Here is a 26848-nt window from a genome sequence, read left to right as displayed (position 1 = left end):
CGCCGGAGGAACCGCCCCGCTCTCATCCGTGGGTCAGAGCTTCTGCACCCGGACGCTGCGCAGGATCGCCGGTGACGTGCCGTCCCAGACGCCGATCACCTGGTGGCCGAGGGCGAACGCCTCCTGGATCCGGTCGTGGGCCTGCTGGGTCGGGTTGTTCAGGACCCGGAAGCCGTCCGGGAAGCGCAGGAAGAGCTGTCGGGGCTGACCGGGCAGCGGCTGCACGATGTCGATGAAGCCGGTGGCGACACCGGCGTGCAGCACCTGCGCCGCGGACTGCTGGATCGCGGTCTGGGTGATCTGCTGGAGCTGCTGCTGGATCTGCTGCTCGCCCTGGCCGATGTGCTGACCGATCTGCTGGCCGGTCTGATGACTTTGCTGACCGATGTGCTGGCCGGTCTGCTGACCCATCTGCTGGTACGGCAGCTGCGTCTGCTGCTGCCCGAACTGCTGGTACGGCTGCTGCGTCTGCTGCTGCCCGAGCTGCTGTGCCAGCTGCTGGTACGGCTGCTGCTGCCCGAGCTGCTGGAGCTGCTCCAGCGGACCGCTCATGCCGTACGGCTGCGCCTGCGGCGCGGTGCTCGGGAACTGCTGTCCCGGTTGCCCCATCTGCTGGTTCATCTGCGGGGTGGTGCTCATGAGGTGTCACCTTCCCTTGATGGATGTGCTGTTCGGTTGTCGCCGGTTCCGCCGGGTGGTCCCGGGCGGGCCCGGTTGGTGATCCGTCAGCCCGCGACGACCAGGCCGACGATCTCGTCGTCCGCGAACCACACGCGGACGTCGGGCCGTCCTCCCGCGAACGAGGCGTGTACCGCCTGACGGATCTCGGGGGACGGACGGTTCAGGTTCCGCCAGGATCCGGCCACGAACAGCCTCAGCCTGGGCGGGAGTTCACCGGGGTAGGGGAGCAGCTCGTCCCAGTACCGCTCCGCGCGGCCCGAGCCGACCGCCTGCGGAAGCAGACGGGCGACCGCCGCCCTGACGTCGGGCCGGCTGCCGATCCGCTGGGAGGCGGGCCGGCCCGGCGCGTCCTGCTGCGGGGAGCCGGTGGTCCGCAGCACCTCGCGGGCGCGCTCCGGCATCATCGGCGGCTGGGAGGCCGCCCGGAGCATGCCCTGGAGCGCGGCGAGCGCGCCCGCCACCACCGGCACGGCGGAGGACGTCCCGGAGAACGTGTCCGTGTACCAGGCGATCTCCTCCGGACCGCCCTGGAGGTCGCCGGGCCGGTCCCAGAAGCCGCCGGTGGTGGTGACCTCGCGCCCCCAGCCCTGGGCGTCCACGCGGGCGCCGTAGTTGGAGAACGCCAGCCGTGACCGGTCCGGTCCGTGGTCGCGGCCGTGTGTGCCGGGCGGCGGCGCCCCGGCACCGGCCAGGACCGCGCCGGAGGAGGGGTTGGCGGGGTTGAACGGGTTGCGCCACCAGGCCGGGAAGCCGTTCGGGCGGCGCTCGTACAGCGCGTCGTCCAGGGACTCGCCGCCGTTGCCGGCGGCCGCCACGACGATGACGCCCCGGGAGGCGGCGTACCGGATGGCCGCGAAGTCGTCCGGCCACCACTCGAGGGGGAGGTAGCCGCGTTGGTCGTCGCGCGCCGCGAACTCGCATCGCGGTCCCGGCCGGTGCAGGCCGACCAGTACCAGGTCGCCGGGACCGAGCCGGTCGGCCGCAGCGTGGATCGCCGAGGCCGTGCCGACGCCGTGCACGGACGCTGCGGCGGTCACCGCGTCCGGTACGACGCCGGTGACGCCGTACTCGCCGCGGTCGCCGCCCAGCACCCCGATCACGGCGGTGCCGTGGTTGCGCCAGGCCAGATCGGTCAGCGGTGTGCCGACAACGACCCCGGCCAGCTTGGCGGTCAGGTCCTCGTGTCCGAGCTGCCAGGCCCCCTCGACGTCGATCACCGTCACGTCCTGTCCGCCGCCGCCGGGCCGCTGCCAGGCCCATTGGGCGTCGATCCCCTCGGGCGCCGGGCGCAGGTATCCCTGCCGGCCGGTGAAGTCGGGGGTGACCGGGGCGCCCTCCTTGTGCCTGCGGTCGTCGTCGGCGACCGAGGCGGGTACGGCGCCCGGTTTGACGTACGCCGTGTCGATCCCCGGCAACGCGGCCATCCGGGCGCACAGTTCCTCGGCACGGTCCCGGCCGCCGCGCACCCGGTAGAACAGGGTGAGGTCGGGTACGCCCTCGGCCCCGGACTGTCCGACCCGCTCCTCGTTGCCGAACAGCGGCTCCAGGGCGAGCTGTTCGTCACCGAGGAACATGGCGAGGGCCGACAGGTCGGCGGCCGCCGCCGAGCGGACGCCGTCGGCACTCGCCCGCAGCCGTGCCTCGGGGCGGGCGACGACGATCAGCTCCGCCTCGGCTCCGCGGTAGGTGAACCCCGCTCCGTCCGGTCCCGGCCCGGAAGTACCCGGGCCCTGTGCCTGCGCTGCCTGATCGGTCATCGGTACCGCTCCCTTCGGTCCGTGCGGGCCGCCACGCAGCACAACCAACCACTCGAGGAGCGAGCCGTACAGACTGGTTTCGGCAACTCGGTTTGGTTGGAATTTGAAGCGGGTAGCGGGAGCAAACCGTCACGCGGCACGTGAGGCACGGGCCCCACCCGAAACAGGCGACGCGGTACGCCGCTCGCGTACCGCGCCCTGGTTCAGTCCTCCGATGTGTCCTCGCCGTCGGGGGCGTCCGGCCCTGTGCCCCCGGACGTCCCCGGGTTCCCGGTGCCGCCGGCCTTGGGCGGTTTCGGGGGCCGGGTCCGGCCGCTCGGGTTGTCCCGCAGATAGGGCGTCCCGTCCCCGCCGTCCGCCGTGGCGTGGCCGCCCGGCGGGCTGACGTCCCGTCGCCGCAGATAGCGCTCGAACTCGCGGGCGATCGCCTCGCCCGACGCCTCCGGCAGCTCGGCGGTGTCCCGGGCCTCCTCCAGCGTCTGGACGTACTCGGCGACCTCGCTGTCCTCGGCGGCCAGCTGGTCCACGCCCACCTGCCAGGCCCGCGCGTCCTCCGGCAGCTCGCCCAGCGGGATATGCAGGTCGAGCAGGTCCTCCAGCCGGTTGAGCAGCGCCAGCGTCGCCTTCGGGTTGGGCGGCTGCGACACGTAGTGCGGCACGGCGGCCCACAGCGACACCGCCGGCACGCCAGCGTGCGTGCACGCCTCCTGGAGGACGCCGACGATGCCCGTCGGGCCCTCGTACTTGGTCTCCTCCAGGTCCATCCGCCGGGCCAGGTCGGCGTCCGACGTGACCCCGCTGACCGGCACCGGGCGGGTGTGGGGGGTGTCGCCGAGCAGCGCGCCGAGGACGACGACCAGCTCCACGCCCAGTTCGTGCGCGAAGCCGAGCAGCTCGTTGCAGAACGAACGCCAGCGCATGGATGGCTCGATGCCCCTGACCAGCACCAGATCGCGCGGCTTCGCACCGCCGACCCGGACCACCGACAACCTCGTCGTCGGCCAGGTGATCTTGCGGACACCCGCGTCCATCCACACCGTGGGGCGGTTCACCTGGAAGTCGTAGTAGTCCTCGGCGTCCAGCGCCGCGAACACCTCGCCCTTCCACTCCCGCTCCAGGTGGGCGACCGCGGTGGAGGCGGCGTCACCTGCGTCGTTCCACCCCTCGAACGCGGCCACCATGACTGGGTCGATCAGCTCGGGAACTCCCTCCAGCTCGATCACCCAGCGCCTCCTTCCGACGTGCCCTCGCGTACGTCCCAACCTTACGGCGTCCGGCGGGAACGCCCGCAGCCCCCTTGCACGGGCGGGTGAACTGATCACTGCCCCGATCTCCGCCGTCGAACACGTCGGACCGAACACCTCGGAGCGAACACCTCAGACCGAACCGCGCAGCCACCGCTCCACTCCGGCGAGATGCACGGTGGCCCACGAACGCGCCGCCTCCGCGTCCCGGTCGCGCAGCGCGGCCACGATCGACCGGTGCTCGTCCAACACCCGGCCGACCGCGCCCTCCTGGGTCGTGCCCTGCCACACCCGGGCCCGGGCGGCGGGCGCCGCCAGGGCGTCGAGCAGCGCGCTCAGCACCGAGTTGCCCGCGTCCCACGCGATCGTGCGGTGGAACTCCAGGTCGCAGGAGGCCAGTTCGTCCACCGGGGACTCGGCGCCCAGCGCGTCCAACCGGTCGCCGAGCAGGTCCAGCCGCCGCTCGCTGATCCGGGCCGCCGCCATCGCCGTCGCGGCCGGCTCCAGAACCCGCCGTACCGCCAGGAACTCCAGCGCCGTGCCGTCGCGCTGGACATCGACGGCGAAACCCGTCGCCGTCAGCAGCGAACCCGGTTCAAGGCTGCCGACGTATGTGCCGTCGCCCTGCCGCACGTCCAGGATCCGGAGCAGCGACAGGGCGCGCACCGCCTCCCGCAGGGAGTTGCGCGACAGCCCCAGCCCGGCGGCCAGATCGTGCTCCCTGGGCAACCGGTCCCCGGGCCCGAGCGCACCGGAGACGATCAGGTCCTTGATCTTCTCGATGGCCTCGTCGGTGACCGCCACGGCGTGCCTCCCCGTCCCCGGGACATCCGATGTCTGGGCCACATCATGGAGACGGAACGCGGGGGCGGGAAGACAGCGGGAAGACAGAGGCAGGGGCGGCTCCATCGGCGTGGAGCCGCCCCTGCCTCGGATCCGGCCCCGGTCAGGGGGGGTGGGCCGGATGCCGGGCGCCTACTTCTTGCCGAGCAGGTCCTGGACCTTGGCACGGACCTCGTCCGTGGCCAGACCGCGGATCGTCAGCGTCGTACGGCGGCGCAGCACGTCGTCCGCCGTCTCGGCCCACTCGTGGTCACGGGCCCAGACGACCTGCGCCCAGATCTCCGGCGCGTCCGGGTGGACACGCTCGGCCAGCTCCGGGTGCTCGTTGGCGATGCGCGCGATGTCGAACGCCAGCGAACCGTAGTGCGTGGCCAGGTGCTTGGCGGTGTCGGCGGACATGCGCGGGCCGGGCGCCGGACCGTCCACCAGCAGCCGGTGTGCGACGGCACGCGGGTTCGCGACGCCGGGCAGCGGCAGCTTTTTCGGCAGCGCCGAGATGGGCTCGAAGTCGTCGCCCAGCGGGTGGCCGGGAAGCGACTCCAGCTTCTTCATCACGGTCCGGCCGATGTGCCGGAAGGTGGTCCACTTGCCGCCCGCGACGGACAGCATGCCGCCCCTGCCCTCGGTCACCACGGTCTCCCGCTTGGCCTTGGCGGTGCTGCCGGGGCCGCCCGGCAGCACCCGCAGACCCGCGAAGGCGTAGGTGATCAGATCGCGGTCGAGCTGCTGGTCGCGGATGGAGAAGGCGGCCTCGTCGAGTATCTGGGCGGTGTCCTTCTCGGTGACCGCGACGTCCGCCGGGTCGCCCTCGTACTCCTCGTCGGTGGTGCCGAGCAGCAGCATGTCCTCCCAGGGGAGGGCGAAGGTGATGCGGTACTTGTCGATCGGGGTCGCGAGCGCGGCCTTCCACGGCGCCGTCCGCTTCAGCACCAGGTGGGCGCCCTTCGACAGACGGATGGACGGCGCGGCGGCCGGGTCCTCCATGCGGCGCAGGTGGTCGACCCAGGGACCGGTCGCGTTCAGCACCAGGCGGGCGTTGACCCCGAACTCGTCACCGGACACCCGGTCACGGAGGTCGGCGCCGGTGACCCGGCCCTGGGTGAAGCGCAGGCCGGTGACCTCGGAGTGGTTGAGCACCACGGCGCCCGACTCGACGGCCGCGCGGACCGTCATCAGCGCCATGCGCGCGTCGTTCATCTGGTCGTCGCCGTACACGGCCACGGCCTTGAGGTTCTCGGTGCGCAGCTCGGGCACGTCCTGCGCCGCCTTCGAGGGGCTGAGCAGGTGGCCGACCCCGTCACCGAAGGCGGACAGCGCGGAGTAGGCGAAGACGCCCGCTCCGAGCTTCGCCGCGCCGTGCGGACCGCCCTTGTACACGGGGAGGTAGAACGTGAGCGGGTTCGCCAGGTGGGGAGCCACCTGGCGGGAGACCGCACGGCGTTCGAAGTGGTTCTCCGCCACCAGCTTCACCGCGCCGGTCTGCAGGTAGCGCAGACCGCCGTGGAGGAGCTTGGAGGAGGCGGACGAGGTGGCGCCGGCGAAGTCGCCGGCGTCGACCAGAGCCACCCTGAGGCCGGACTGCGCGGCGTGCCAGGCGGTGGAGATGCCCAGGATGCCGCCGCCGATCACGAGGAGGTCGTACGACGCCTTGGAGAGCTGCTCCCGGGTCTCGGCACGGCTCGGGTTGGAGCCGGAGGCCGGGTGCGTCCCCAGGGCAGGCACGGACTGCAGGGTGGGCTGACTGGTCATGTCGGGTCTTTACTCCTCGTCCTCGATCCAGCCCATGGTCCGGTCGACGGCCTTGAGCCAGTTCTTGTACTCACGGTCGCGGGTCTCCGCGTCCATGTGGGGGGTCCACTCGGCGGCCCGGCGCCAGTTGGCGCGCAGCTCGTCGGTGCTGGACCAGAAGCCGACGGCGAGACCGGCGGCGTAGGCGGCGCCGAGACAGGTGGTCTCGGCGACCATCGGGCGCACCACCGGTGCGTCCAGGACGTCCGCCAGGGTCTGCATCAGCAGGTTGTTGGAGGTCATGCCGCCGTCGACCTTGAGGGTCACGAGCTCGTCGCCCGAGTCCTTGGTCATGGCGTCGGCGATCTCCCGGGTCTGCCAGGCGGTGGCCTCCAGGACGGCACGGGCCAGGTGCGCCTTGGTGACGTACCGGGTCAGGCCGGAGATGACACCGCGGGCGTCGGAGCGCCAGTGCGGGGCGAACAGGCCGGAGAAGGCCGGCACGAAGTAGGCGCCGCCGTTGTCCTCGACCGAGAGCGCGAGCGTCTCGATCTCGGCGGCGGTGGAGATCAGGCCCATCTGGTCGCGCATCCACTGCACCAGGGAGCCGGTCACGGCGATCGAGCCTTCGAGGGCGTACACCGTCGGCTGGTCGCCGATCTTGTAGCCGACCGTGGTCAGCAGCCCCGCGTAGGAGTTGATGATCTTGTCGCCGGTGTTCATCACCATGAACGTGCCGGTGCCGTACGTGGACTTGGTCTCGCCCTCGGAGAAGCAGGTCTGGCCGAAGAGGGCCGCCTGCTGGTCGCCGAGCGCGGAGGCGACCGGGATGCCGCCGAGCAGGTCGCCGAGGCTGCCGCCGGTGACCTCGCCGTAGACCTCGGCGGAGGACCGGATCTCGGGGAGGATCGCCAGCGGGACGCCGATGGACTCGGCGATCTTCTCGTCCCACTTCATGGTGTGCAGGTTCATCAGCATGGTGCGGGAGGCGTTGGTCACGTCGGTGACGTGCTTGCCGCCGTCGACACCGCCGGTCAGGTTCCAGATGACCCAGGTGTCCATGGTGCCGAAGAGGATGTCGCCGGCCTCGGCGCGCTCGCGCAGGCCCTCGACGTTGTCGAGCAGCCAGCGGGCCTTCGGGCCGGAGAAGTACGACGCGAGCGGCAGGCCGGTCTCACGGCGGAAGCGGTCCTGGCCGACGTTGCGGCCCAGCTCCTTGCACAGGCCGTCGGTGCGGGTGTCCTGCCAGACGATGGCGTTGTGAACGGGCTCACCGGTGTTCTTGTCCCACAGCACGGTGGTCTCGCGCTGGTTGGTGATGCCGATGGCCTTGATGTCGTCGCGGGTGATGCCGGCCTTCTGGATGGCTCCGGCGACGACCTCCTTCACGTTGGTCCAGATCTCGTTCGCGTTGTGCTCGACCCAGCCCGGCTTCGGGAAGATCTGCTCGTGCTCCTTCTGGTCGACGGAGACGATGCGGCCGTCCCGGTCGAAGACGATGCAGCGGCTGGACGTGGTGCCCTGGTCGATCGCCGCGATGAACGGGCCGGCGGTGTGGGCGTCGGTCACTGTGTGCTCCTGGGGATTCCGTGGGATTCCGAGGTTGAGGCTGTACGTACGGCGCTTGCGGGGATGCGGTGCTCGCTATGCGAACGCGACGTTGTATATGCCTGCGGCGATGGCGGCGCCGATCAGCGGACCGACCACCGGGATCCAGGCGTAGCTCCAGTCGGAGCCGCCCTTGTTGGGCAGGGGCAGAAGTGCGTGCACGATGCGCGGACCGAGGTCACGGGCCGGGTTGATCGCGTAACCGGTCGGGCCGCCGAGCGACAGACCGATGGAGACCACCACCAGCGCGGTGACGAGGGCGCCCAGGGTGCCGAGGCCGTTGCCCTTGTCGTTCAGGCCCTGAGTCAGGACCGCGAGGACCAGGACGACCGTACCGATGATCTCCGTGGCGAGGTTCTGCACGACGTTACGGATCTCAGGACCGGTGGAGAAGACGCCGAGGACAGGACCAGCGCCCTTCTCCTGCGCCTCGACCGCCTTGGCCGTGGTGGCCTGCGCGCCGGGACCGCCGACGATCTCGCGGTCGGTGAGGTGCGCGTGGAACTGGCCGTAGTAGGCGACCCACACCAGGGTCGCGCCGATCATGGCGCCGAGGACCTGGCCGCCCCAGTAGGTCGGCAGGTTGCTGAAGTCGTTGTCCTTGATCGCGAGCGCGAGCGTCACGGCCGGGTTCAGGTGGGCACCGGAGAGCGGTGCCGAGGTGTAGACCGCCGTGAGGACGGCGAAACCCCACCCGAAGGTGATGGCGAGCCAGCCGGCGTTACGGGCCTTGGAGGCCTTCAGCGTGACGGCGGCACAGACGCCGCCGCCGAGCAGGATGAGTATGGCGGTACCGATGGTCTCGCCGATGAAGATGTCGGAGCTGGACACCCGCGACTCCTTTGTCCTTCGTCCAGGGAAAGCCGATCCCCAGGGTCCCGCCGGGGGATCAGCGCCCTCGGGGGTGAGAGCGATGCCGGTCCTTGGCGTTGCCACACTCTAGCGCGTATTGCCGGTAGGTGTTCGACAATGCCGACCGATGGACGGGAGTCTTGCTCCGGCGTTACGTGTGCGTCAAGAGTTCTGTTATCGAAAATCTGATCGTTACTGATCGCGGCTGGTTATTGATCTTCGATACTGAACGCACAGTTTGTTGTTGTATGTCCGTTTCAGGGTATGGCGAGAGCCGGAACGCCGCTCAGCGCCCCGGTCCCCTGTTGCCCTTGTCAGAACCGCCCGGCGCCCAGATCGCGCGACACCGCGCGGGCGCAGTCCCGCACCGCCGCGATCAGCTCGGGGCGCAGCTCACCGTCCCGGCACAGCCGCTCCACCGCCCCGGTGATGCCGACCGCGCCCACCGGCATGCGCCGCCGGTCGTACACCGGTGCGGCGGCCGACGCCACGCCGTCCCAGGTCTCCTCCACGTCGGCGGCGAATCCCCGCGCGCGTGTGAGGTCCAGTACGTGCTCGAAGCCCTCCCGATCACACACCGTGCGATCCGTGTACGCCTTGCGGTCCGAGTCCAGCGCCTCGCTGTGCGCCACCGGGTCGTACGCCGACAGCACCTTGCCCAGGGCCGTGCAGTGCAGCGGCTGCATGGCCCCGATCTCCAGCACCTGCCTGCTGTCGTCCGGCCGGAAGACGTGGTGCACGATCAGCACCCCCTGCTGGTGCAGCACACCCAGATGGACGCTCTCCCCGCTGGAGCGGGCCAGATCGTCCGTCCACACCAGCGCCCGCGCCCGCAGCTCGTGCACGTCCAGATAGGTCGTGCCCAGGCGCAGCAGCTCGGCGCCCAGCTGATACCGCCCGGAGGCGTCGTCCTGTTCGACGAAGCCCTCGGCCTGGAGGGTGCGCAATATGCCGTGGGCCGTGCCCTTCGCCAGTCCGAGGGAAGAGGCGATGTCCGACAGGCCGAGACGCCGCTCGCCGCCCGAGAGCAGCCGCAGCATGGCGGCCGCCCGTTCGAGAGACTGGATGTTCCGTGCCATCCCCGTACCGCCTCCGTCCCCTTCGACCGCCGCCGACGCGGTGTCGCCGGTTGTCGTTCGACCGGCATTCGGTCGTTAACCATCGTTCGGCAATGCCGAACGATACCGGTCCATGCCGACCTCCCGCTAATGGTTGGTCAGCACTTGTTACATCACACGAGACCCGCGCGTGACGCCGACGCCGCATTCACCCGTGCCGGAGACCGCCGCGCGCCACAGGTTCGCCCACGCGGGAGCGGGTTCCACGGGACGGGTCCATCCCCCCGTCCGGCCCTGCCCGGACACCCGCCGCGTACGGCGCCGCGTCGTCTCGGGGCGTCCACCTGGCGGCGCTGCGCCCGTGTGAGGGCCACGGCGGGTCCGATCCGCGCCGTATCCCGCTCCGGGGGCGGGTCCCGCTTCCGCCGTACGTCCCTGACCCGGCCGCCCGCCGTACGGCGCCGCGTCGTCCCAGGGCGTCCCCCCCCCGGCGGGGCCTGCCCCGCCGTATCCCGCTCCAGGGGGGCGGGTCCCATGCCGCCGTCCGGCCCTGGTCCGGCCGCCCGCCGTAGGGCTCCACGTCGTCCCAGGCGGCGCCCGGCGCCACGCCCGTGTGTGACGGCCACGGCGGGGCCGATCCCCGCCGTGGCCGTCCGCGTCGACCCCGCGCCTCACCCGGCCGCCCGGCGGCCGCCCCCGCCGATCCGCGCCTCACCCGTCCGCCCAGTGGACGCCCCCGCCCATCCGGGCCCGCTCCCGGTTACGCTGACGCCGTGCGTCCGTCCGGTCCGTCCGGGAAGCCGCAAAGCCGACAGCCGTCGCACTCAAAGGGAGCCCTTCCATGGCCTCGTTGCCACCGTCCCCTTCCGCCGACAGCCGGACCCGCGCGTCCGCGCTCCGAGAGGCCCTCGCCACCCGCGTGGTGGTCGCCGACGGAGCCATGGGCACCATGCTCCAGGCGCAGGACCCCACCCTTCAGGACTTCGAGGACCTCGAGGGCTGCAACGAGATCCTCAACCTCACCCGCCCCGACATCGTCCGCTCGGTCCACGAGGCGTACTTCGCGGTGGGCGTCGACTGCGTCGAGACCAACACCTTCGGGGCCAACCACTCGGCCATGGCCGAGTACGACATCGCCGACCGCGTGTACGAGCTGTCCGAGGCGGGCGCCAGGATCGCCCGCGAGACCGCCGACGCCTTCGACGCCCGCGACGGCCGACAGCGCTGGGTGCTCGGCTCCATCGGACCCGGAACCAAGCTGCCCACCCTCGGCCACATCGCCTACGGCACGCTCCGCGACGGCTTCCAGGCCAACGCCGAGGGCCTGCTCGCCGGTGGCGCGGACGCCCTGATCGTGGAGACCACCCAGGACCTCCTCCAGACGAAGTCGTCCATCCTCGGCGCCCGGCGCGCGATGGAGGCCACCGGCACCGACGTCCCGCTGCTGGTCTCCATGGCCTTCGAGACGACCGGCACCATGCTGCTCGGCTCCGAGATCGGCGCCGCGCTCACCGCCCTGGAGCCCCTCGGCATCGACATGATCGGCCTGAACTGCTCCACCGGGCCCGCCGAGATGAGCGAGCACCTGCGCTATCTCGCCCGCCACTCCCGCACCCCGCTGCTGTGCATGCCCAACGCCGGTCTGCCGGTCCTCACCAAGGACGGCGCCCACTTCCCGCTCGACGCGAAGGGCCTGGCCGACGCGCAGGAGACCTTCGTGCGCGACTACGGCCTCAACCTGATCGGCGGCTGCTGCGGCACCACCCCCGAGCACCTGCGCCGGCTCGTGGAGCGGGTCCGGGGCGCCGTGCCCGCCGAGCGCAGCCCCCGCCCCGAACCCGGCGCCGCCTCCCTCTACCAGACCGTCCCGTTCCGCCAGGACACCTCCTACCTGGCCATCGGCGAGCGCACCAACGCCAACGGCTCCAAGAAGTTCCGCGAGGCCATGCTGGACGCCCGCTGGGACGACTGTGTCGAGATCGCCCGCGAACAGATCCGCGAAGGCGCCCACATGCTCGACCTGTGCGTCGACTACGTCGGCCGGGACGGCGTCACCGACATGGCGGAACTCGCCGGCCGCTTCGCCACCGCCTCCACCCTCCCCGTCGTCCTCGACTCCACCGAGGTCGACGTCATCCAGGCGGGTCTGGAGAAGCTCGGCGGTCGTGCCGTGATCAACTCGGTCAACTACGAGGACGGCGACGGCCCCGACTCACGCTTCGCCAAGGTCACCCGGCTGGCCCAGGAGCACGGTGCCGCCCTGATCGCGCTGACCATCGACGAGGTGGGTCAGGCCCGCACCCCCGAGAAGAAGGTCGAGATCGCCGAACGGCTGATCGCCGACCTCACCGGGAACTGGGGCATCCGCGAGGAGGACATCCTCGTCGACACCCTCACCTTCACCATCTGCACCGGCCAGGAGGAGTCCCGCGGCGACGGCATCGCCACCATCGAGGCCATCCGCGAACTCAAGCGGCGCCACCCCGACGTGCAGACCACCCTCGGCCTGTCCAACATCTCCTTCGGTCTCAACCCGGCCGCCCGGATCCTGCTCAACTCCGTCTTCCTCGACGAGTGCGTCAAGGCGGGCCTGGACTCGGCGATCGTCCACGCCTCGAAGATCCTGCCGATCGCACGCTTCGACGAGGAGCAGGTACAGACCGCCCTCGACCTCGTCTACGACCGCCGGGCCGAGGGCTACGACCCCCTCCAGAAGCTGATGGCCCTGTTCGAGGGTGCCACCGCCAAGTCCCTCAAGGCGGGCAAGGCCGAGGAACTGGCCGCGCTGCCCCTGGAGGAGCGCCTCAAGCGCCGCATCATCGACGGCGAGCGCAACGGCCTGGAGGCCGACCTGGACGAGGCCCTCCAGGAGCGCTCCGCCCTGGACATCGTCAACGAGACCCTCCTGGACGGCATGAAGGTCGTCGGTGAACTCTTCGGCTCCGGCCAGATGCAGCTGCCGTTCGTCCTCCAGTCCGCCGAGGTCATGAAGGCCGCCGTCGCCCACCTCGAACCCCACATGGAGAAGTCCGATACCGAGGGCAAGGGCACCATCGTGCTCGCCACCGTGCGCGGGGACGTGCACGACATCGGCAAGAACCTCGTGGACATCATCCTGTCCAACAACGGCTACAACGTGGTCAACCTCGGCATCAAGCAGCCGGTCTCCGCGATTCTGGACGCCGCCGAGGAACACCGGGCCGACGTCATCGGCATGTCCGGGCTCCTGGTCAAGTCCACGGTGATCATGAAGGAGAACCTGGAGGAACTGAACCAGCGCGGACTGGCCGCCGACTACCCCGTGATCCTCGGCGGAGCGGCCCTCACCCGCGCCTACGTCGAACAGGACCTGCACGAGCTGTACGAGGGCGAGGTCCGCTACGCGCGCGACGCCTTCGAGGGACTGCGCCTCATGGACGCCCTCATCGGCGTCAAGCGCGGCCTGCCCGGGGCGAGCCTGCCCGAACTCAGGCAGCGCCGGGTCCGCCCGGCGGCCACCGCCGTGATCGAGGAACGGCCGGAGGAAGGCCACGTCCGCTCGGACGTCGCCACCGACAACCCGGTGCCCACCCCGCCGTTCTGGGACACCCGGATCGTGAAGGGCATCCAGCTCAAGGAGTACGCGAGCTGGCTGGACGAGGGCGCCCTCTTCAAGGGCCAGTGGGGCCTGAAGCAGGCCCGCACCGGCGAGGGCCCGGCCTACGAGGACCTCGTCGAGACCGAGGGCCGCCCCCGCCTGCGCGGACTGCTCGACCGGCTCCAGACGGACAACCTCCTCGAAGCCGCTGTCGTCTACGGCTACTACCCCTGTGTGTCCAAGGACGACGACCTGATCATCCTCGACGAGCGGGGCAACGAACGCACCCGCTTCACCTTCCCCCGCCAGCGGCGCGGCCGCCGCCTGTGCCTGGCCGACTTCTTCCGCCCGGAGGAGTCGGGGGAGACGGACGTCGTGGGGCTCCAGGTCGTCACCGTCGGCTCCCGGATCGGCGAGGAGACCGCCCGGCTCTTCGCCTCCGACTCCTACCGCGACTACCTCGAACTGCACGGACTCTCCGTGCAACTGGCCGAGGCACTCGCCGAGTACTGGCACGCCCGGGTCCGCTCCGAACTGGGCTTCGCCGGGGAGGACCCGGCCGACATCGAGGACATGTTCGCCCTCAGGTACCGGGGCGCCCGCTTCTCCCTCGGCTACGGCGCCTGCCCCGACCTGGAGGACCGGGCCAAGATCGCCGAGCTGCTGCGCCCCGAGCGCATCGGTGTCCACCTCTCCGAGGAGTTCCAGCTCCACCCGGAGCAGTCCACCGACGCGATCGTGATCCACCACCCGGAGGCGAAGTACTTCAACGCCCGCTGAACCCGCCCGAGCGTCGAGCCCAGGCGTTTCACCAGCCGGAGTCGTACACTGGTCGATCCACCGCAGGCCGGTTCCCCGATGGGGAACCGGCCTGGTCGTCCCTGAAGGAGGTGCGCCCGGATGACCAGTACGGTCCCAGCGCCAGGAACCCGAACGGCCGAAGGCTCAGCACTGCAGGCCGTACTCCTCGACATGGACGGCACCCTCGTGGACACCGAGGGATTCTGGTGGGACGTCGAGGTCGAGGTCTTCGCGGCCCTCGGTCACACCCTGGACGACTCCTGGCGCCACGTCGTGGTCGGCGGTCCCATGACCCGCAGCGCGGGCTTCCTCATCGAGGCCACCCGCGCCGACATCACGCTCGCCGAACTGTCCCTGCTGCTGAACGACGGCTTCGAGGCCCGCATCGGCACCACCCTGCCGCTGATGCCGGGCGCCGCCAGGCTGCTCGCCGAGCTGTACGAGCACCAGATCCCCACCGCCCTGGTCTCCGCCTCGCACCGCCGCATCATCGACCGCGTGCTGGCCTCCCTGGGCCCCCAGCACTTCGCCCTGTCCATCGCCGGCGACGAGGTGTCACGCACCAAGCCCTACCCCGACCCGTATCTGCTCGCCGCCGCCGGGCTCGGCGCCGATCCGGCCAGATGCGCCGTCGTGGAGGACACCGCCACCGGCGTCGAGGCGGCCGAAGCCGCGGGCTGCCGCGTGGTCGCGGTACCGTCCGTGGCTCCCATCGTCCCCAACGGGCGGCGCACCGTGGTGACCTCCCTCGAAGAGGTCGACCTGGCATTCCTGCGCGGCCTCATGACAGAAGTGGGATAGCCGCTCACCCAGCGTGCCAGCCTATTCCGCGGAAGTATCCCGGTGTTCACCCTGGGCCATTTCCACTGCACTCGCAGGTCGAATTGCGCTGCCGCTTCACCGGCGCGCCCATGTGAGGTTCACCACGCGTGCGGGTCTCGACAACGATGTCCTGGTGTGCAGGTCACCCCTCTTCGAGGGGGAACGCGGCACCCTTGTGTCCCGATTGAGGAGACGCTGCACTAATCCTGCCACTGTCGGGTGTTCGGTGCGTCCGCACCCGGTTCCCCTCCGTGATGGCGGCCCAACTCCGGCCACGGTGAACCCTCGTGCGGGTGCGGACTAATCTCATCCGCTAGAACGTCACCATTTCCCCGTGATCCGCCGCGACACCCCTGCATGCCGGGTACACGGACACGAACAGCTCTGGAGAACTTCGAGCATGAACCGTAAGCATTTGGTGCTGCCGGCCGTCGTCGGCCTGCTCGCGCCGGTTCTCGCCGCCTGCGGTGGATCCGGCAGCGGGAGCACGAGCGGCGACGCGATCGTCGTCGGCACCACGGACCGGTTCACCGCCACCAAGGACGCTCCGGCGCCGGTCGACCCCGCCTACGCCTACGACGTCGGCACCTGGAACATCCTGCGCCAGAGCGTGCAGACCCTGATGATCCAGCCCAAGGGCGAAGGCGACCCGGTGCCCGAGGCCGCCGAAAGCTGCGGCTTCACCGACAGCGGCAATGAACGCTACGCCTGCAAGCTCCGCGACGGCCTGAAGTTCTCGAACGGCGACCCCGTGACGGCCAAGGACGTCAAGTACTCCATCGAGCGCGCCCTGCGCATCAAGGCCGACAGCGGTGTCTTCGCGCTGCTGTCCACCGTCGACACCATCGAGGCCCAGGGCGACCGCGAGGTGATCTTCCACCTCAAGACCGCGGACGCGACCTTCCCGTACAAGCTGTCCACCCCGGTCGCGGGCATCATCAACCCGAAGGACTACGCCAAGGACAAGCTGCGCGACGGCTTCGACATCGACGGATCGGGTCCGTACACCGTCCAGGCCGACGTCAGCAACAATTCGATCGTCACCGCCACCTTCTCCAAGAACCCCGATTACAAGGGCAGCCTGAAGGTGAGCAACGACAAGGTCGTCCTGCGGTCCTTCACGGACCCCGAGGCGATGGGTGCCGCCATCGACAAGGGCGACATCGACGTGATGACCCGCAGCATGACGCCGTCGCAGATCAAGAAGCTCGACGCGGGCACCGACCCCGACGTCGACCTCGTGGAGATGCCGGGCCTCGAGATCCGCTACCTCGGCTTCAACACCAACGCGCCCACGGTCAAGAACAAGGCCGTCCGCCAGGCCATGGCCCAGGTCATCAACCGCGGCGAACTCGTCTCCAAGGTCTACGGCACCCAGGCCGAGCCGCTGTACTCCCTGGTCCCGGCGACCATCACGGGTCACTCCAACTCGTTCTTCAACAAGTACGGCGACCCCGACATCGCCAAGGCCAAGGCCACGCTCACGCAGGCCGGCGTCACCACCCCGGTGAAGCTCACCCTGCACTACACCACCGACCACTACGGTGCGGCCACCAAGGACGAGTTCGAGGTGCTCCAGAAGCAGCTCAACAACAGCGGCCTGTTCGTCGTCGACATCAAGGGCACGCCCTGGGAGAGCTACCAGAACGCCGAGCGCAAGGGCGTCTACGACGTCTACGGCATGGGCTGGTTCCCCGACTTCCCCGACGCCGACAACTTCCTCGCGCCGTTCCTGGACAAGGACAACTTCCTCGGTTCGCCGTACGCCAACGCCAAGATCATCGGCACCCTGATCCCGCAGTCGCGCCGTCAGGCCGACCGGCTGACCGCGTCCAGCAGCCTCACCGACATCCAGGACATCGTCGCCAACGACATCCCGGTCATCCCGCTGTGGCAGGGCAAGCAGTACGTCGCCGCCCGTAACGACATCACGGGCACCGCGTACGTCCTCAACTCCTCCTCCACGATGCAGCTGTGGGAGCTCAGCCGCGGCACCGGCAGCTGACGACCGCAGGCACCGCAAACCGAAGGGCGCCCCCGCTCCACTGGAGCGGGGGCGCCCTTCGCCGTCGTACGACACCCGCCGCGCGGGCCGCGACGCGGACCGCCTACTGCGCGCCGGGGCGCACCAGCCCGCTCTCATACGCGTACACCGCCGCCTGCACCCGGTCGCGCAGCCCCAGCTTGGTCAGCACATGACCGACGTGCGTCTTGACCGTCGTCTCACTCACGAACAGGTCCGCCGCGATCTCCGCGTTCGACAGCCCGCGCGCCACCAGCTTCAGCACCTCGACCTCGCGGTCCGTCAGAGTGTGCAGCGTGTCCGGCACCGGCTCGTCGCCCGACGGCAGATGCGTCGCGTACTTGTCGAGCAGCCGCCGCGTGATGCTCGGCGCGAGCATCGCCTCGCCTGCCGCCACCACCCGGATCGCCTGGACCAGCTCGTTGGCCGGCGCGTCCTTCAGCAGAAAGCCGCTCGCCCCGGCCCGCAGCGCCTCCACCACGTACTCGTCCAGATCGAACGTGGTCAGCACCAGCACCTTCGCCGGACCGTCCCGGCCGGGCCCGGTGATCTGCCGGGTCGCCTCCACACCGTCCATCCGTGGCATACGGATGTCCATCAGAACCACATCGGGCTGCAGAGCCCGCACCTGGTCGAGCGCCTGGAGGCCGTCTCCGGCCTCGCCGACGACCGCGATGTCCTGCTCGGCTTCCAGGATCATCCGGAATCCGGTACGCAGCAGCGGCTGGTCGTCGACCAGTAGGACGCGGATGGCCACGTGAGTCTCCTTCGCCTAGTCCGGGCCCATTCTGCCCTGCGCCTCCGGACCGGCTCCCACCGGCAAGGGGTACGGCGGGGGAGTACCACCGAACTCCGGGCAGTGCGCCTGGTGATCGCACCAGCCGCACAGCTTGGTCGGCCGCGGCCGCCACTCACCCGTCTCGGTCGCCCGCCGGATCGCCTCCCACAACGCCAACAGCTTGCGCTCGACCCGCTCCAGATCGGCCGGCACCGGGTCGTACGTCAGCACGTCACCACTGCCGAGGTACACCAGTTGCAACCGCCGCGGCACCACCTGCTTCAGCCGCCACACCACCAAGGCGTAGAACTTCATCTGGAACAACGCGCCCTCGGCGTACTCCGGCCGCGGCGCCTTGCCCGTCTTGTAGTCGACGATCCGCACCTCACCCGTCGGAGCCACGTCCACCCGGTCGATGATCCCGCGCAGCCGCAGGCCCGACTCCAGCTCGGTCTCCACGAACAGCTCTCGCTCGGCGGGCTCCAGTCGGGTCGGATCCTCCAGCGTGAACCACCGCTCCACCAGCTGCTCCGCCTCGGCGAGCCACCCCGCCAGCCGCTCGCCCTCCGGATCGTCCGCGAACAGCTCCACGACCTCCGGCCGTGACTCCCGCAGCCGGTCCCACTGACCGGGAATCAGCGACGCCGCCCGCGGCGCGGTCCGCTCCGCGGCGGGTGCGTCGAACAGCCGCTCCAGCACCGAGTGCACCAGCGTCCCTCTGGTGGCGGCCGCGCTCGGCTTCTCCGGCAGCCGGTCGATCACCCGGAAGCGGTACAGCAGCGGACACTGCATGAAGTCACTGGCACGCGACGGCGACAAGGACGACGGCGCCACCACGGCACGCTCACCGGCTGCCGCCACCGCCACCTCCCCGGCCACGCCCGGTGGAACCGCTTCCCCGCCCTCGATACTGCTGTCCATGACCACAGACCATACGGCCCGCCACTGACAGTCACCCAGCCGCGGGGGGTGCCGGGGCGGAACGCCTCACGATGGCCGCATACCATCGACCCCAGACCCTTTCGCCCGCCCGGCGCGGAAGACATTCGAACGAGGGGACACCGTGGACGTGAGTGGCGGCAGCGGGCAACCGCGGTCCGGCAACGAACCGCCGACCGAGCACCCCGCGGTCCCTGCGCCCCCGGACGCCCCTGCCCGGGACCGGAACACGAGGGCCGAGCCCCCCGCCGAGAACGCCCACGAGCCAACACCCCCGAACCACCACTCGGATCAGGCCCCGGACGCCTCCCGCACCTCTGGCGACGACCACTCCTCCACCCCGGGGAAGCCCTCGGCGCCGGCCGACTCCGCGACCCCGAAGGGCCACCCGGATCCGGCCCCGCCCTCGGACACACCTCGGTACTCGGACACGCCTCGGCACTCGGACACGCCTGCGGCCCCGGCCCCGGACGCCTCCCGTGCCCCGGGCGACGACCATTCCTCCACCCCGCGGAAGCCCTCAGCGCCGGCCGACTCCGCGACCCCGGAGGGCCAGCCGGATCCGGCCCGGCACTCGGACACGCCTGCGGCCCCGGCCCCGGACGCCTCCCGTGCCCCGGGCGACGACCATTCCTCCACCCCGCGGAAGCCCTCAGCGCCGGCCGACTCCGCGACCCCGGAGGGGCGCCCGAGTTCGAGCCCGGCCGGGGATGCGGACCCGACCGCGTCCCCGGCGCCGCATGCGGACGAACACCCGGAGGGTCCCGGCCGCTCCGGTGCGGACCCGGGTCCCGGCCACGCCGAGCGCGCCCACGCGCACTCCGACATGGCCAAGGGGCGTCCACCGCGGCGGCCCAGGGAACCTGGCGGGGGACTGCTCATGGGCAGGCCCTTCGGGGTGCCCGTGTACGTCGCGCCCAGCTGGTTCCTCGTCGCCGCGCTGATCACCTGGGTGTTCGGCGGCCAACTCGACCGCGTCCTGCCGGAACTCGGCGCCGCCCGCTACCTCGTGTCCCTGTTCTTCGCGATCGCCTTCTACGCCTCCGTCCTGGTCCACGAACTGGCCCACACCGTCGCCGCCATCCGCTTCGGACTCCCGGTCCGCCGCATCCAGCTCCAGTTCTTCGGCGGCGTCTCCGAGATCGAGAAGGAGGCCGAGACCCCCGGACGGGAATTCGTCCTGGCCTTCGTCGGCCCCCTGCTCTCCCTCGTGCTGGCCGGGCTGTTCTACCTCGCCATGCAACCCGTGCGCCCCGGCACCGTCCCCGGCGTCCTGCTCGCCGGCCTGATGATCTCCAACCTGATCGTCGCCGCCTTCAACCTCCTGCCCGGCCTCCCCCTCGACGGCGGACGCATGCTCCGCGCCGTCGTCTGGAAGATCACCGGCAAGCCCATGACCGGCACCGTCGCCGCCGCCTGGTTCGGCCGCGCCCTCGCTCTCTCGGTCCTCGTCGGCCTCCCGCTGCTGAACCAGTCCGGTGTCCTCGGCTCCGGAAACGAAGAGCTCAGCGGCATGGACACCGTCACCGACGCCCTGCTCGCCGCCATCCTCGCCGCGATCATCTGGACCGGCGCCGGCAACAGCCTCCGCGTGGCCCGGCTGCGCGAGCACCTTCCCGAACTGCGCGCCCGCGCCCTCACCCGCCGCGCCGTCCCCGTGGAGACCGACACCCCCCTCTCCGAAGCCCTGCGCCGGGCCAACGCCGCCGGGGCCCGCGCCCTCGTCGTCGTCGACGCCGACGGCACCCCGCTCGCCCTGGTCCGGGAGGCCGCCATCGCGGGCGTGCCCGAACACCGCCGCCCCTGGGTCTCCGTCAGCGGCCTCGCCCAGGAACTCACCGACGGCATGCGCGTTTCCGCCGAACTGGCGGGCGAGGAGCTCCTCGACGTCATGCGCGCCACCCCTGCCACCGAATACCTGGTCGTCGAGGAGACCGGGGAGATCTACGGCGTCCTGTCCGCCGCCGACGTCGAGCGCGCCTTCGTCAAGGCCATGGCCCGCCCCACCTCCTAGTACCTGTACGGCCACCATGGTCGGCGGCCTCCCAAAACGCCGGTAGGCTGTTCACATGTCCGAACCGACCGGTGCCGCCCGCAGGCGCGGGCCCTTCAAGGTCGGGGACCAGGTACAGCTGACCGACCCCAAGGGCCGCCACTACACGTTCACGCTCGAAGCCGGGAAGAACTTCCACACCCACAAGGGATCCTTCCCGCACGACGAACTGATCGGCGCTCCCGAGGGCAGCGTTGTCCGCACCACCGGAAACGTCGCCTACCTCGCGCTGCGCCCCCTGCTCCCCGACTACGTCCTGTCCATGCCCCGCGGGGCAGCCGTCGTCTACCCGAAGGACGCGGGGCAGATCCTCGCCTTCGCCGACATCTTCCCCGGCGCGCGCGTCGTGGAGGCCGGTGTCGGCTCCGGCTCGCTCAGCAGCTTCCTGCTGAGGGCCATCGGGGACCAGGGCATGCTGCACTCCTACGAGCGCCGCGAGGACTTCGCAGACATCGCCCGGCAGAACGTCGAGCGGTACTTCGGCGGCTCCCACCCGGCCTGGCAGCTCACCGTCGGCGACCTCCAGGACAACCTGTCCGACACCGACGTCGACCGAGTCATCCTCGACATGCTCGCTCCCTGGGAATGCCTGGAGGCCGTCTCCAAGGCACTGGTGCCGGGCGGCATCCTCTGCTGCTACGTCGCCACCACCACCCAGCTCGCCCGCACCGTCGAGTCCATCCGGGAGATCGGCTGCTTCAACGAGCCGACCGCCTGGGAGTCGATGATCCGGAACTGGCACATCGAGGGCCTGGCAGTCCGCCCCGACCACCGGATGATCGGCCACACCGGCTTCCTCCTCACCGCCCGCCGCCTCGCCGACGGTGTCGAGCCCCCGATGCGCCGTCGCCGCCCGGCCAAGGGCGCCTACGGCGAGGACTACGCAGGCCCCAACGCCGACGGAGGCGCCGCCCGCTAGGCACCACCCCGCCACGCCGTCCACGGGCGTGTGCGAAACACAACGCTCCGGCGCCGCCGTCGAGTTCCCGGACCACTCCGGAACTGGGCCGCGGCGCCGCCGTGTTGACAGGGCTCCCCTCGGCGCGACCAGTCCGACGCGGCAACGCTGCCCAGCGCGGTCCCGGGCGAGCCCACCCCGCCGCGGCCGCGCCGCACGACCGCACGCCCACCACCGTCCCGCCGCCCGCAGGGATTCCCACCCCCCCGTTCCCCCGCGCTGTGACGTGTGGCACCATGCTGGCCACCCCCCCTCGGCACACCGGCACAGCCATCACAGGAGACACTCCTAGTGCAGCACCCCGCGGTCCCGGAACTTGCACACACGCACACCCACCCCATCCACTGGCTCGCCACCGCGACAGCTGTCGCCGGCGTCGTGGCGCTCTCCTCCGTCGTCCAGCCCGGCTCGGCCACCGCCGCCCAGCCCGCCGCCGGCACCGAGGCGAGATCCGCGCCCGCGGCCGTCGCACCGCCCGCCACCACGGACGTCCACTTCCCCCTGAACTGCGGCCCCCAGAAGGTCAGGGTCCAGAAGCAGGCCACCGGTGACCTCGACGGCGACGGCCGGCCGGAGACGGTCGCCGTCGTACGCTGCGACGCCCCCATGGGCACCCCGCCCGACGGTGTCTACATCCTCACCCGCGCCGCCGACACCGGCCGTGCCCGAATAGTCGCCACCCTCGTCGACCCCGAGGACCGGCTCAACGTCACCGACTTCACCGTCCGTGCCGGAGCCGTCACCGCGACCCTCCTCGGCTACTCCTCGGCCGACGTGCCCAGTTGCTGTCCCGACCTCAGGACCCAGGCCAAGTGGCACTGGAAGGGCGGCGCGTTCGTCCGCTCCACCCCCGCAGACGCTCACAGTGTGTGAGGAAGCAGACAACCATCACGACAGGTGGTCGGAAAGTCACTCCGCGTCCGCGTCCGGGCCGTAGACCTCCACCCGGTCCGAAATCCGACGCACGTGAATGCACTCGCCCGGACACTCCCGAACCGAGTCCACCACATCCGTCAGAAGGGGCAACGGCACGGGCGTCACAGCCCCTTTGTCCTGCAACAGCACGTCGTCCGCCGCCTTCACGTACGCCAGCCCGTCGATGTCCAGCTCGAACACCTCGGGCGCGTACTGGGCGCAGATCCCGTCGCCCGTACACAGGTCCTGATCGATCCAGACCTCCAGCGCCTCCGCGCCGGTCGGGGCCTCCTGCCGCACGGTCACCTCTCCTGCCGTATCTGTCCGAGCCGACGGGAATCCGGCCAGCTCTGACGGGTGTTGAACAAGTTGAGCCTACCTCCGGCGGCTTTCCAATCATGTTCGGTGGGTATTCCCCTGGCGTGAGGGAGAGCGCAAGGGTGAAGATCGGACACTCCTTGACAGTCTTTGTGATCTAGGGGTTTCAATCGACACCCACCCAGGTAGGGTCTGGAAGCGTCCAGCTCCCCTTGGAGGAGGTGAGGACCGTGGCAGCCCACGACGACGACATGAACCGCGGCATCCGCCCGGGACGAGGGTCCGACGACCCCGCCGGGCAGATCGCCTACCTTGAGCAGGAGATCGCCGTCCTGCGACGCAAGCTCGCCGACTCTCCGCGACACACGAGGATTCTCGAAGAGCGGATCGTCGAGCTGCAGACGAATCTGGCCGGCGTATCCGCCCAGAACGAGCGACTCGCCAATACTCTCCGCGAGGCCCGAGACCAGATCGTGGCCCTCAAGGAAGAGGTTGACCGCCTCGCTCAGCCGCCGGCCGGCTTCGGAGTCTTCCTGCAGGCCATCGAGGACGGCACGGCCGACATCTTCACCGGGGGCCGCAAGCTCCGGGTGAACGTCAGCCCCAGCGTTGACCTCGAGGACCTCCGGCGCGGCCAGGAAGTCATGCTCAACGAGGCCCTCAACGTGGTCGAGGCCATGCAGTACGAGCGGGTCGGGGACATCGTCACCCTCAAGGAGATCCTTGAGGACGGCGAGCGCGCCCTGGTGCTCGGGCACACCGACGAGGAACGGGTGGTGCGGCTCGCCGAGCCGCTGCTGGACGTCACCATCCGTCCCGGCGATGCCCTCCTGCTCGAACCCCGCTCCGGCTACGTCTACGAGGTCGTGCCCAAGAGCGAGGTCGAGGAACTCGTCCTCGAAGAAGTCCCCGACATCGGATACGAGCAGATCGGCGGCCTCGGCAACCAGATCGAGGCCATCCGCGACGCGGTCGAGCTCCCGTATCTCTACCCCGACCTGTTCAAGGAGCACGAACTGCGGCCGCCCAAGGGCGTCCTGCTGTACGGGCCTCCCGGATGCGGAAAGACGCTCATCGCCAAGGCCGTGGCCAACTCGCTGGCCAAGAAGGTCGCCGAGGTGACCGGCCAGGCCCAGGGCAAGAGCTTCTTCCTCAACATCAAGGGCCCCGAGCTCCTGAACAAGTACGTCGGCGAGACCGAGCGGCAGATCCGCCTCGTCTTCCAGCGCGCACGGGAGAAGGCCAGCGAGGGCACCCCCGTGATCGTCTTCTTCGACGAGATGGAATCGCTCTTCCGGACCCGCGGCAGCGGCGTCAGCTCGGACGTCGAGAACACCATCGTCCCCCAGCTGCTCGCCGAGATCGACGGTGTCGAGGGCCTCCAGAACGTGGTCGTCATCGGCGCCTCGAACCGCGAGGACATGATCGACCCGGCCATCCTGCGCCCCGGCCGCCTCGACGTGAAGATCAAGATCGAGCGCCCGGACGCCGAAGCGGCCAAGGACATCTTCGGCAAATACCTCACCGAACGCCTTCCGCTGCACTCCGACGACCTCGGCGAGCACGGCGGCGACAAGGGCGTCACCGTCCAGAGCATGATTCAGACCGCGGTCGAGCACATGTACACGGAATCCGAGGAAAACCGCTTCCTCGAGGTGACGTACGCCAACGGTGACAAGGAAGTCCTGTACTTCAAGGACTTCAACTCCGGCGCCATGATCGAAAACATTGTCGGACGCGCCAAGAAAATGGCCATCAAGGACTTCCTGGAACACGAACAAAAGGGTCTCCGCGTCTCCCACCTGCTCCAAGCCTGTGTGGACGAGTTCAAGGAGAACGAGGACCTGCCCAACACCACCAACCCGGACGACTGGGCCCGCATCTCCGGAAAGAAGGGCGAACGGATCGTCTACATCCGCACCCTGATCACCGGAAAGCAGGGCGCCGACACCGGACGTTCCATCGACACGGTGGCCAACACCGGCCAGTACCTGTAAGACGCAGGTCGGCTGCGGGTCCCCACCGGGTACCCGCAGCCGATTGCTTTCCCCGGTCACCGCCGGACCACGCAATGACGCAAATGATCTCCCCACCGGCGCAGAGGCGTTCTAGGCTCTTTCCTACCGCCGAGTCGCGCAGTGCGGGGACGGGCACCGCACACGCACCGGAGCGCCAGCGGTACTTGAGCGGCACCCATGACCGAGGGCGCCGCCGGGCAAGGAGGGCCGCATGACCGTACGGCGAGTAATGGGCATCGAGACGGAGTACGGGATCTCCGTCCCCGGCCACCCCAACGCCAATGCCATGCTCACCTCGTCCCAGATCGTCAACGCCTACGCGGCGGCGATGCACCGGGCCCGCCGGGCCCGCTGGGACTTCGAGGAGGAGAACCCGCTGCGGGACGCCCGCGGCTTCGACCTCGCCCGTGAGGCCGCCGACTCGAGCCAGCTCACCGACGAGGACATCGGCCTCGCCAACGTGATCCTCACCAACGGCGCCCGGCTCTACGTGGACCACGCACACCCCGAATACAGCGCTCCCGAGGTCACCAACCCGCGTGACGCCGTCCTCTGGGACAAGGCCGGCGAACGCATCATGGCGGAAGCCGCCGAGCGAGCCGCCCAGCTCCCCGGCGCCCAGCCCATCCACCTCTACAAGAACAACACCGACAACAAGGGCGCCTCCTACGGCACACACGAGAACTACCTGATGAAGCGGGAGACCCCCTTCTCGGACATCGTGCGCCACCTGACGCCCTTCTTCGTCTCCCGCCAGGTCTTCGCCGGAGCCGGCCGCGTCGGCATCGGCCAGGACGGCCACGAACACGGCTTCCAGCTCAGCCAGCGCGCCGACTACTTCGAGGTCGAGGTCGGCCTGGAGACCACTCTCAAGCGGCCCATCATCAACACCCGCGACGAGCCCCACGCCGACGCCGAGAAGTACCGCCGGCTCCACGTGATCATCGGCGACGCCAACCTCTCCGAGATCTCGACCTATCTGAAGCTCGGCACCACCGCGCTGGTCCTGTCCATGATCGAGGACGGCTTCATCGCCGTCGACCTGGCCGTCGACCAGCCGGTACGCACCCTCCACCAGGTCTCCCACGACCCCTCCCTCAAGCGCCTGGTCACCCTCCGCAGCGGCCGGACGCTCACCGCGATCCAGCTGCAGATGGAGTACTTCGAGCTGTCCCGCAAGTACGTCGAGGAGCGCTACGGCGCCGACGCCGACGAACAGACGAAGGACGTCCTCGCGCGCTGGGAGGACACCCTGAACCGGCTGGAGAACGACCCGATGAGCCTGGCCGGGGAACTGGACTGGGTGGCGAAACGGGAACTCATGGAGGGCTACCGCCGCCGCGACGGCCTCGACTGGGACGCCGCCCGGCTGCACCTGGTCGACCTTCAGTACGCCGACGTACGGGCCGACAAGGGCCTCTACAACCGTCTGGCGGCCCGCGGACGCATCAAGCGGCTCCTGGACGAGACCGAGGTCGAGCGGGCCCGCACAAAGCCCCCGGAGGACACCCGCGCCTACTTCCGCGGCCGCTGCCTCGAGCAGTACGCCGACGACGTCGCCGCGGCCTCCTGGGATTCGGTCATTTTCGACCTCCCCGGACGCGACAGCCTCCAGCGCGTCCCAACCCTGGAACCACTACGCGGAACGCGAAATCACGTCAAGGAGCTCCTGGACCGCTGTCGCACGGCGGAAGACCTGGTCAAGGTCCTCTCCGGAGGCTGAGCGGGCATCCGGGGCGCGGCGGGCGCGAGGGTGGAAATCCCGGCGTCCGGGAATCATCGAGGTGGCCCCCGCACGTTGCACGAACTGCGGGGCCGATGTCGGACCTGGCTTGTAGGGTCTGATCATCACCGATCGGCAGAAATGCCGACCTG

The 26848-nt window shown here is 70.2% G+C and carries 19 protein-coding genes; 8 read left to right on the top strand and 11 right to left on the bottom strand.

Going from position 1 to position 26848, the window contains the following annotated elements:
• Positions 1 to 33 precede the first annotated feature (33 nt).
• The 8 genes from ACIPK3_RS19510 to ACIPK3_RS19475 all read right to left on the bottom strand — a co-directional run bounded on the left by ACIPK3_RS19510 (position 34) and on the right by ACIPK3_RS19475 (position 9792).
• Positions 34 to 639, bottom strand: coding sequence for a hypothetical protein (locus ACIPK3_RS19510; RefSeq protein ID WP_402571193.1), 606 nt, complete (start codon positions 637 to 639; stop codon positions 34 to 36).
• Between the two features lie 86 nt (positions 640 to 725).
• Positions 726 to 2438 (bottom strand): S8 family peptidase, encoded by a 1713-nt coding sequence (locus tag ACIPK3_RS19505; RefSeq protein WP_402571191.1) that lies wholly within the window; start codon positions 2436 to 2438, stop codon positions 726 to 728.
• 203 nt (positions 2439 to 2641) lie between these two features.
• Positions 2642 to 3661 (bottom strand): PAC2 family protein, encoded by a 1020-nt coding sequence (locus ACIPK3_RS19500; RefSeq protein ID WP_402571189.1) that lies wholly within the window; start codon positions 3659 to 3661, stop codon positions 2642 to 2644.
• Between the two features lie 153 nt (positions 3662 to 3814).
• On the bottom strand, positions 3815 to 4486 hold the full coding sequence (locus ACIPK3_RS19495; RefSeq protein ID WP_402571187.1) for a FadR/GntR family transcriptional regulator: 672 nt from the start codon (positions 4484 to 4486) through the stop codon (positions 3815 to 3817).
• Positions 4487 to 4657: 171 nt separating this feature from the next.
• Positions 4658 to 6274: an FAD-dependent oxidoreductase gene (locus tag ACIPK3_RS19490; RefSeq protein ID WP_402571185.1), complete on the bottom strand. Its 1617-nt coding sequence runs from the start codon at positions 6272 to 6274 to the stop codon at positions 4658 to 4660.
• Between the two features lie 9 nt (positions 6275 to 6283).
• Positions 6284 to 7822, bottom strand: a complete 1539-nt coding sequence (gene glpK / locus ACIPK3_RS19485; RefSeq protein WP_402571183.1) for a glycerol kinase GlpK — start codon at positions 7820 to 7822, stop codon at positions 6284 to 6286.
• Between the two features lie 75 nt (positions 7823 to 7897).
• Positions 7898 to 8692 carry an MIP/aquaporin family protein gene (locus ACIPK3_RS19480; protein ID WP_402571181.1) on the bottom strand — a complete coding sequence of 265 codons (795 nt, stop codon included), beginning with the start codon at positions 8690 to 8692 and terminating at the stop codon, positions 7898 to 7900.
• A 335-nt stretch (positions 8693 to 9027) separates the two neighbouring features.
• On the bottom strand, positions 9028 to 9792 hold the full coding sequence (locus ACIPK3_RS19475) for an IclR family transcriptional regulator (protein ID WP_402571179.1): 765 nt from the start codon (positions 9790 to 9792) through the stop codon (positions 9028 to 9030).
• Positions 9793 to 10612: 820 nt separating this feature from the next.
• On the opposite strand from ACIPK3_RS19475, the gene metH reads away from it, so the two are divergent.
• The 3 genes from metH (at position 10613) to ACIPK3_RS19460 (ending at position 16976) form a co-directional block, all read left to right on the top strand.
• Complete coding sequence (metH, locus tag ACIPK3_RS19470) at positions 10613 to 14128, top strand: methionine synthase (protein ID WP_402571177.1); 3516 nt, start codon at positions 10613 to 10615, stop codon at positions 14126 to 14128.
• Positions 14129 to 14248: 120 nt separating this feature from the next.
• Entirely contained in the window at positions 14249 to 14950 is a 702-nt protein-coding gene (locus ACIPK3_RS19465) for an HAD family hydrolase (RefSeq protein WP_402571176.1), read from the top strand.
• A 421-nt stretch (positions 14951 to 15371) separates the two neighbouring features.
• Complete coding sequence (locus tag ACIPK3_RS19460) at positions 15372 to 16976, top strand: ABC transporter substrate-binding protein (protein WP_402571175.1); 1605 nt, start codon at positions 15372 to 15374, stop codon at positions 16974 to 16976.
• Between the two features lie 103 nt (positions 16977 to 17079).
• Here ACIPK3_RS19460 and ACIPK3_RS19455 read toward each other — a convergent pair whose 3' ends face one another.
• A complete protein-coding gene (locus ACIPK3_RS19455; RefSeq protein WP_020141342.1) occupies positions 17080 to 17751 on the bottom strand; it encodes a response regulator transcription factor in 672 nt (223 codons plus the stop codon).
• Positions 17752 to 17766: 15 nt separating this feature from the next.
• The gene (locus tag ACIPK3_RS19450) at positions 17767 to 18693 is read right to left on the bottom strand and encodes a RecB family exonuclease (protein ID WP_402571174.1); all 927 of its coding nucleotides are present in this window, start codon (positions 18691 to 18693) and stop codon (positions 17767 to 17769) included.
• Between the two features lie 142 nt (positions 18694 to 18835).
• Here ACIPK3_RS19450 and ACIPK3_RS19445 point away from each other — a divergent pair, with 142 nt between their 5' ends.
• From ACIPK3_RS19445 to ACIPK3_RS19435, 3 genes are all read left to right on the top strand, one after another.
• The gene (locus ACIPK3_RS19445) at positions 18836 to 20725 is read left to right on the top strand and encodes a site-2 protease family protein (RefSeq protein WP_402571172.1); all 1890 of its coding nucleotides are present in this window, start codon (positions 18836 to 18838) and stop codon (positions 20723 to 20725) included.
• Between the two features lie 55 nt (positions 20726 to 20780).
• A complete protein-coding gene (locus tag ACIPK3_RS19440; RefSeq protein ID WP_402571170.1) occupies positions 20781 to 21683 on the top strand; it encodes a tRNA (adenine-N1)-methyltransferase in 903 nt (300 codons plus the stop codon).
• 330 nt (positions 21684 to 22013) lie between these two features.
• On the top strand, positions 22014 to 22595 hold the full coding sequence (locus ACIPK3_RS19435) for a hypothetical protein (protein ID WP_402571168.1): 582 nt from the start codon (positions 22014 to 22016) through the stop codon (positions 22593 to 22595).
• 36 nt (positions 22596 to 22631) lie between these two features.
• On the opposite strand, the gene ACIPK3_RS19430 is transcribed toward ACIPK3_RS19435, so the two are convergent.
• Positions 22632 to 22943 carry a ferredoxin gene (locus tag ACIPK3_RS19430; protein WP_402571166.1) on the bottom strand — a complete coding sequence of 104 codons (312 nt, stop codon included), beginning with the start codon at positions 22941 to 22943 and terminating at the stop codon, positions 22632 to 22634.
• 242 nt (positions 22944 to 23185) lie between these two features.
• Here ACIPK3_RS19430 and arc point away from each other — a divergent pair, with 242 nt between their 5' ends.
• Complete coding sequence (arc, locus tag ACIPK3_RS19425; protein ID WP_402571164.1) at positions 23186 to 24952, top strand: proteasome ATPase; 1767 nt, start codon at positions 23186 to 23188, stop codon at positions 24950 to 24952.
• Positions 24953 to 25184: 232 nt separating this feature from the next.
• Positions 25185 to 26696 carry a depupylase/deamidase Dop gene (gene dop, locus ACIPK3_RS19420; protein WP_402571162.1) on the top strand — a complete coding sequence of 504 codons (1512 nt, stop codon included), beginning with the start codon at positions 25185 to 25187 and terminating at the stop codon, positions 26694 to 26696.
• Positions 26697 to 26848 lie beyond the last annotated feature (152 nt).

It is taken from the genome of Streptomyces sp. NPDC086787 (assembly GCF_044745865.1).
Classification (GTDB): domain Bacteria; phylum Actinomycetota; class Actinomycetes; order Streptomycetales; family Streptomycetaceae; genus Streptomyces.
The sequence above is the reverse complement of the archived record's forward strand: the minus strand, read 5'-3'. Positions and strand labels throughout refer to the sequence as shown.

What these genes read in the sequence shown, in the direction of transcription:
- ACIPK3_RS19450 (WP_402571174.1), bottom strand. Translation starts at nt 18,693, where the DNA reads ATGGACAGCAGTATCGAGGGCGGGGAAGCGGTTCCACCGGGCGTGGCC.
- ACIPK3_RS19505 (WP_402571191.1), bottom strand. Translation starts at nt 2,438, where the DNA reads ATGACCGATCAGGCAGCGCAGGCACAGGGCCCGGGTACTTCCGGGCCG.
- ACIPK3_RS19510 (WP_402571193.1), bottom strand. Translation starts at nt 639, where the DNA reads ATGAGCACCACCCCGCAGATGAACCAGCAGATGGGGCAACCGGGACAG.
- ACIPK3_RS19440 (WP_402571170.1), top strand. Translation starts at nt 20,781, where the DNA reads ATGTCCGAACCGACCGGTGCCGCCCGCAGGCGCGGGCCCTTCAAGGTC.
- ACIPK3_RS19460 (WP_402571175.1), top strand. Translation starts at nt 15,372, where the DNA reads ATGAACCGTAAGCATTTGGTGCTGCCGGCCGTCGTCGGCCTGCTCGCG.
- ACIPK3_RS19475 (WP_402571179.1), bottom strand. Translation starts at nt 9,792, where the DNA reads ATGGCACGGAACATCCAGTCTCTCGAACGGGCGGCCGCCATGCTGCGG.
- metH (WP_402571177.1), top strand. Translation starts at nt 10,613, where the DNA reads ATGGCCTCGTTGCCACCGTCCCCTTCCGCCGACAGCCGGACCCGCGCG.
- ACIPK3_RS19490 (WP_402571185.1), bottom strand. Translation starts at nt 6,274, where the DNA reads ATGACCAGTCAGCCCACCCTGCAGTCCGTGCCTGCCCTGGGGACGCAC.
- ACIPK3_RS19465 (WP_402571176.1), top strand. Translation starts at nt 14,249, where the DNA reads ATGACCAGTACGGTCCCAGCGCCAGGAACCCGAACGGCCGAAGGCTCA.
- dop (WP_402571162.1), top strand. Translation starts at nt 25,185, where the DNA reads ATGACCGTACGGCGAGTAATGGGCATCGAGACGGAGTACGGGATCTCC.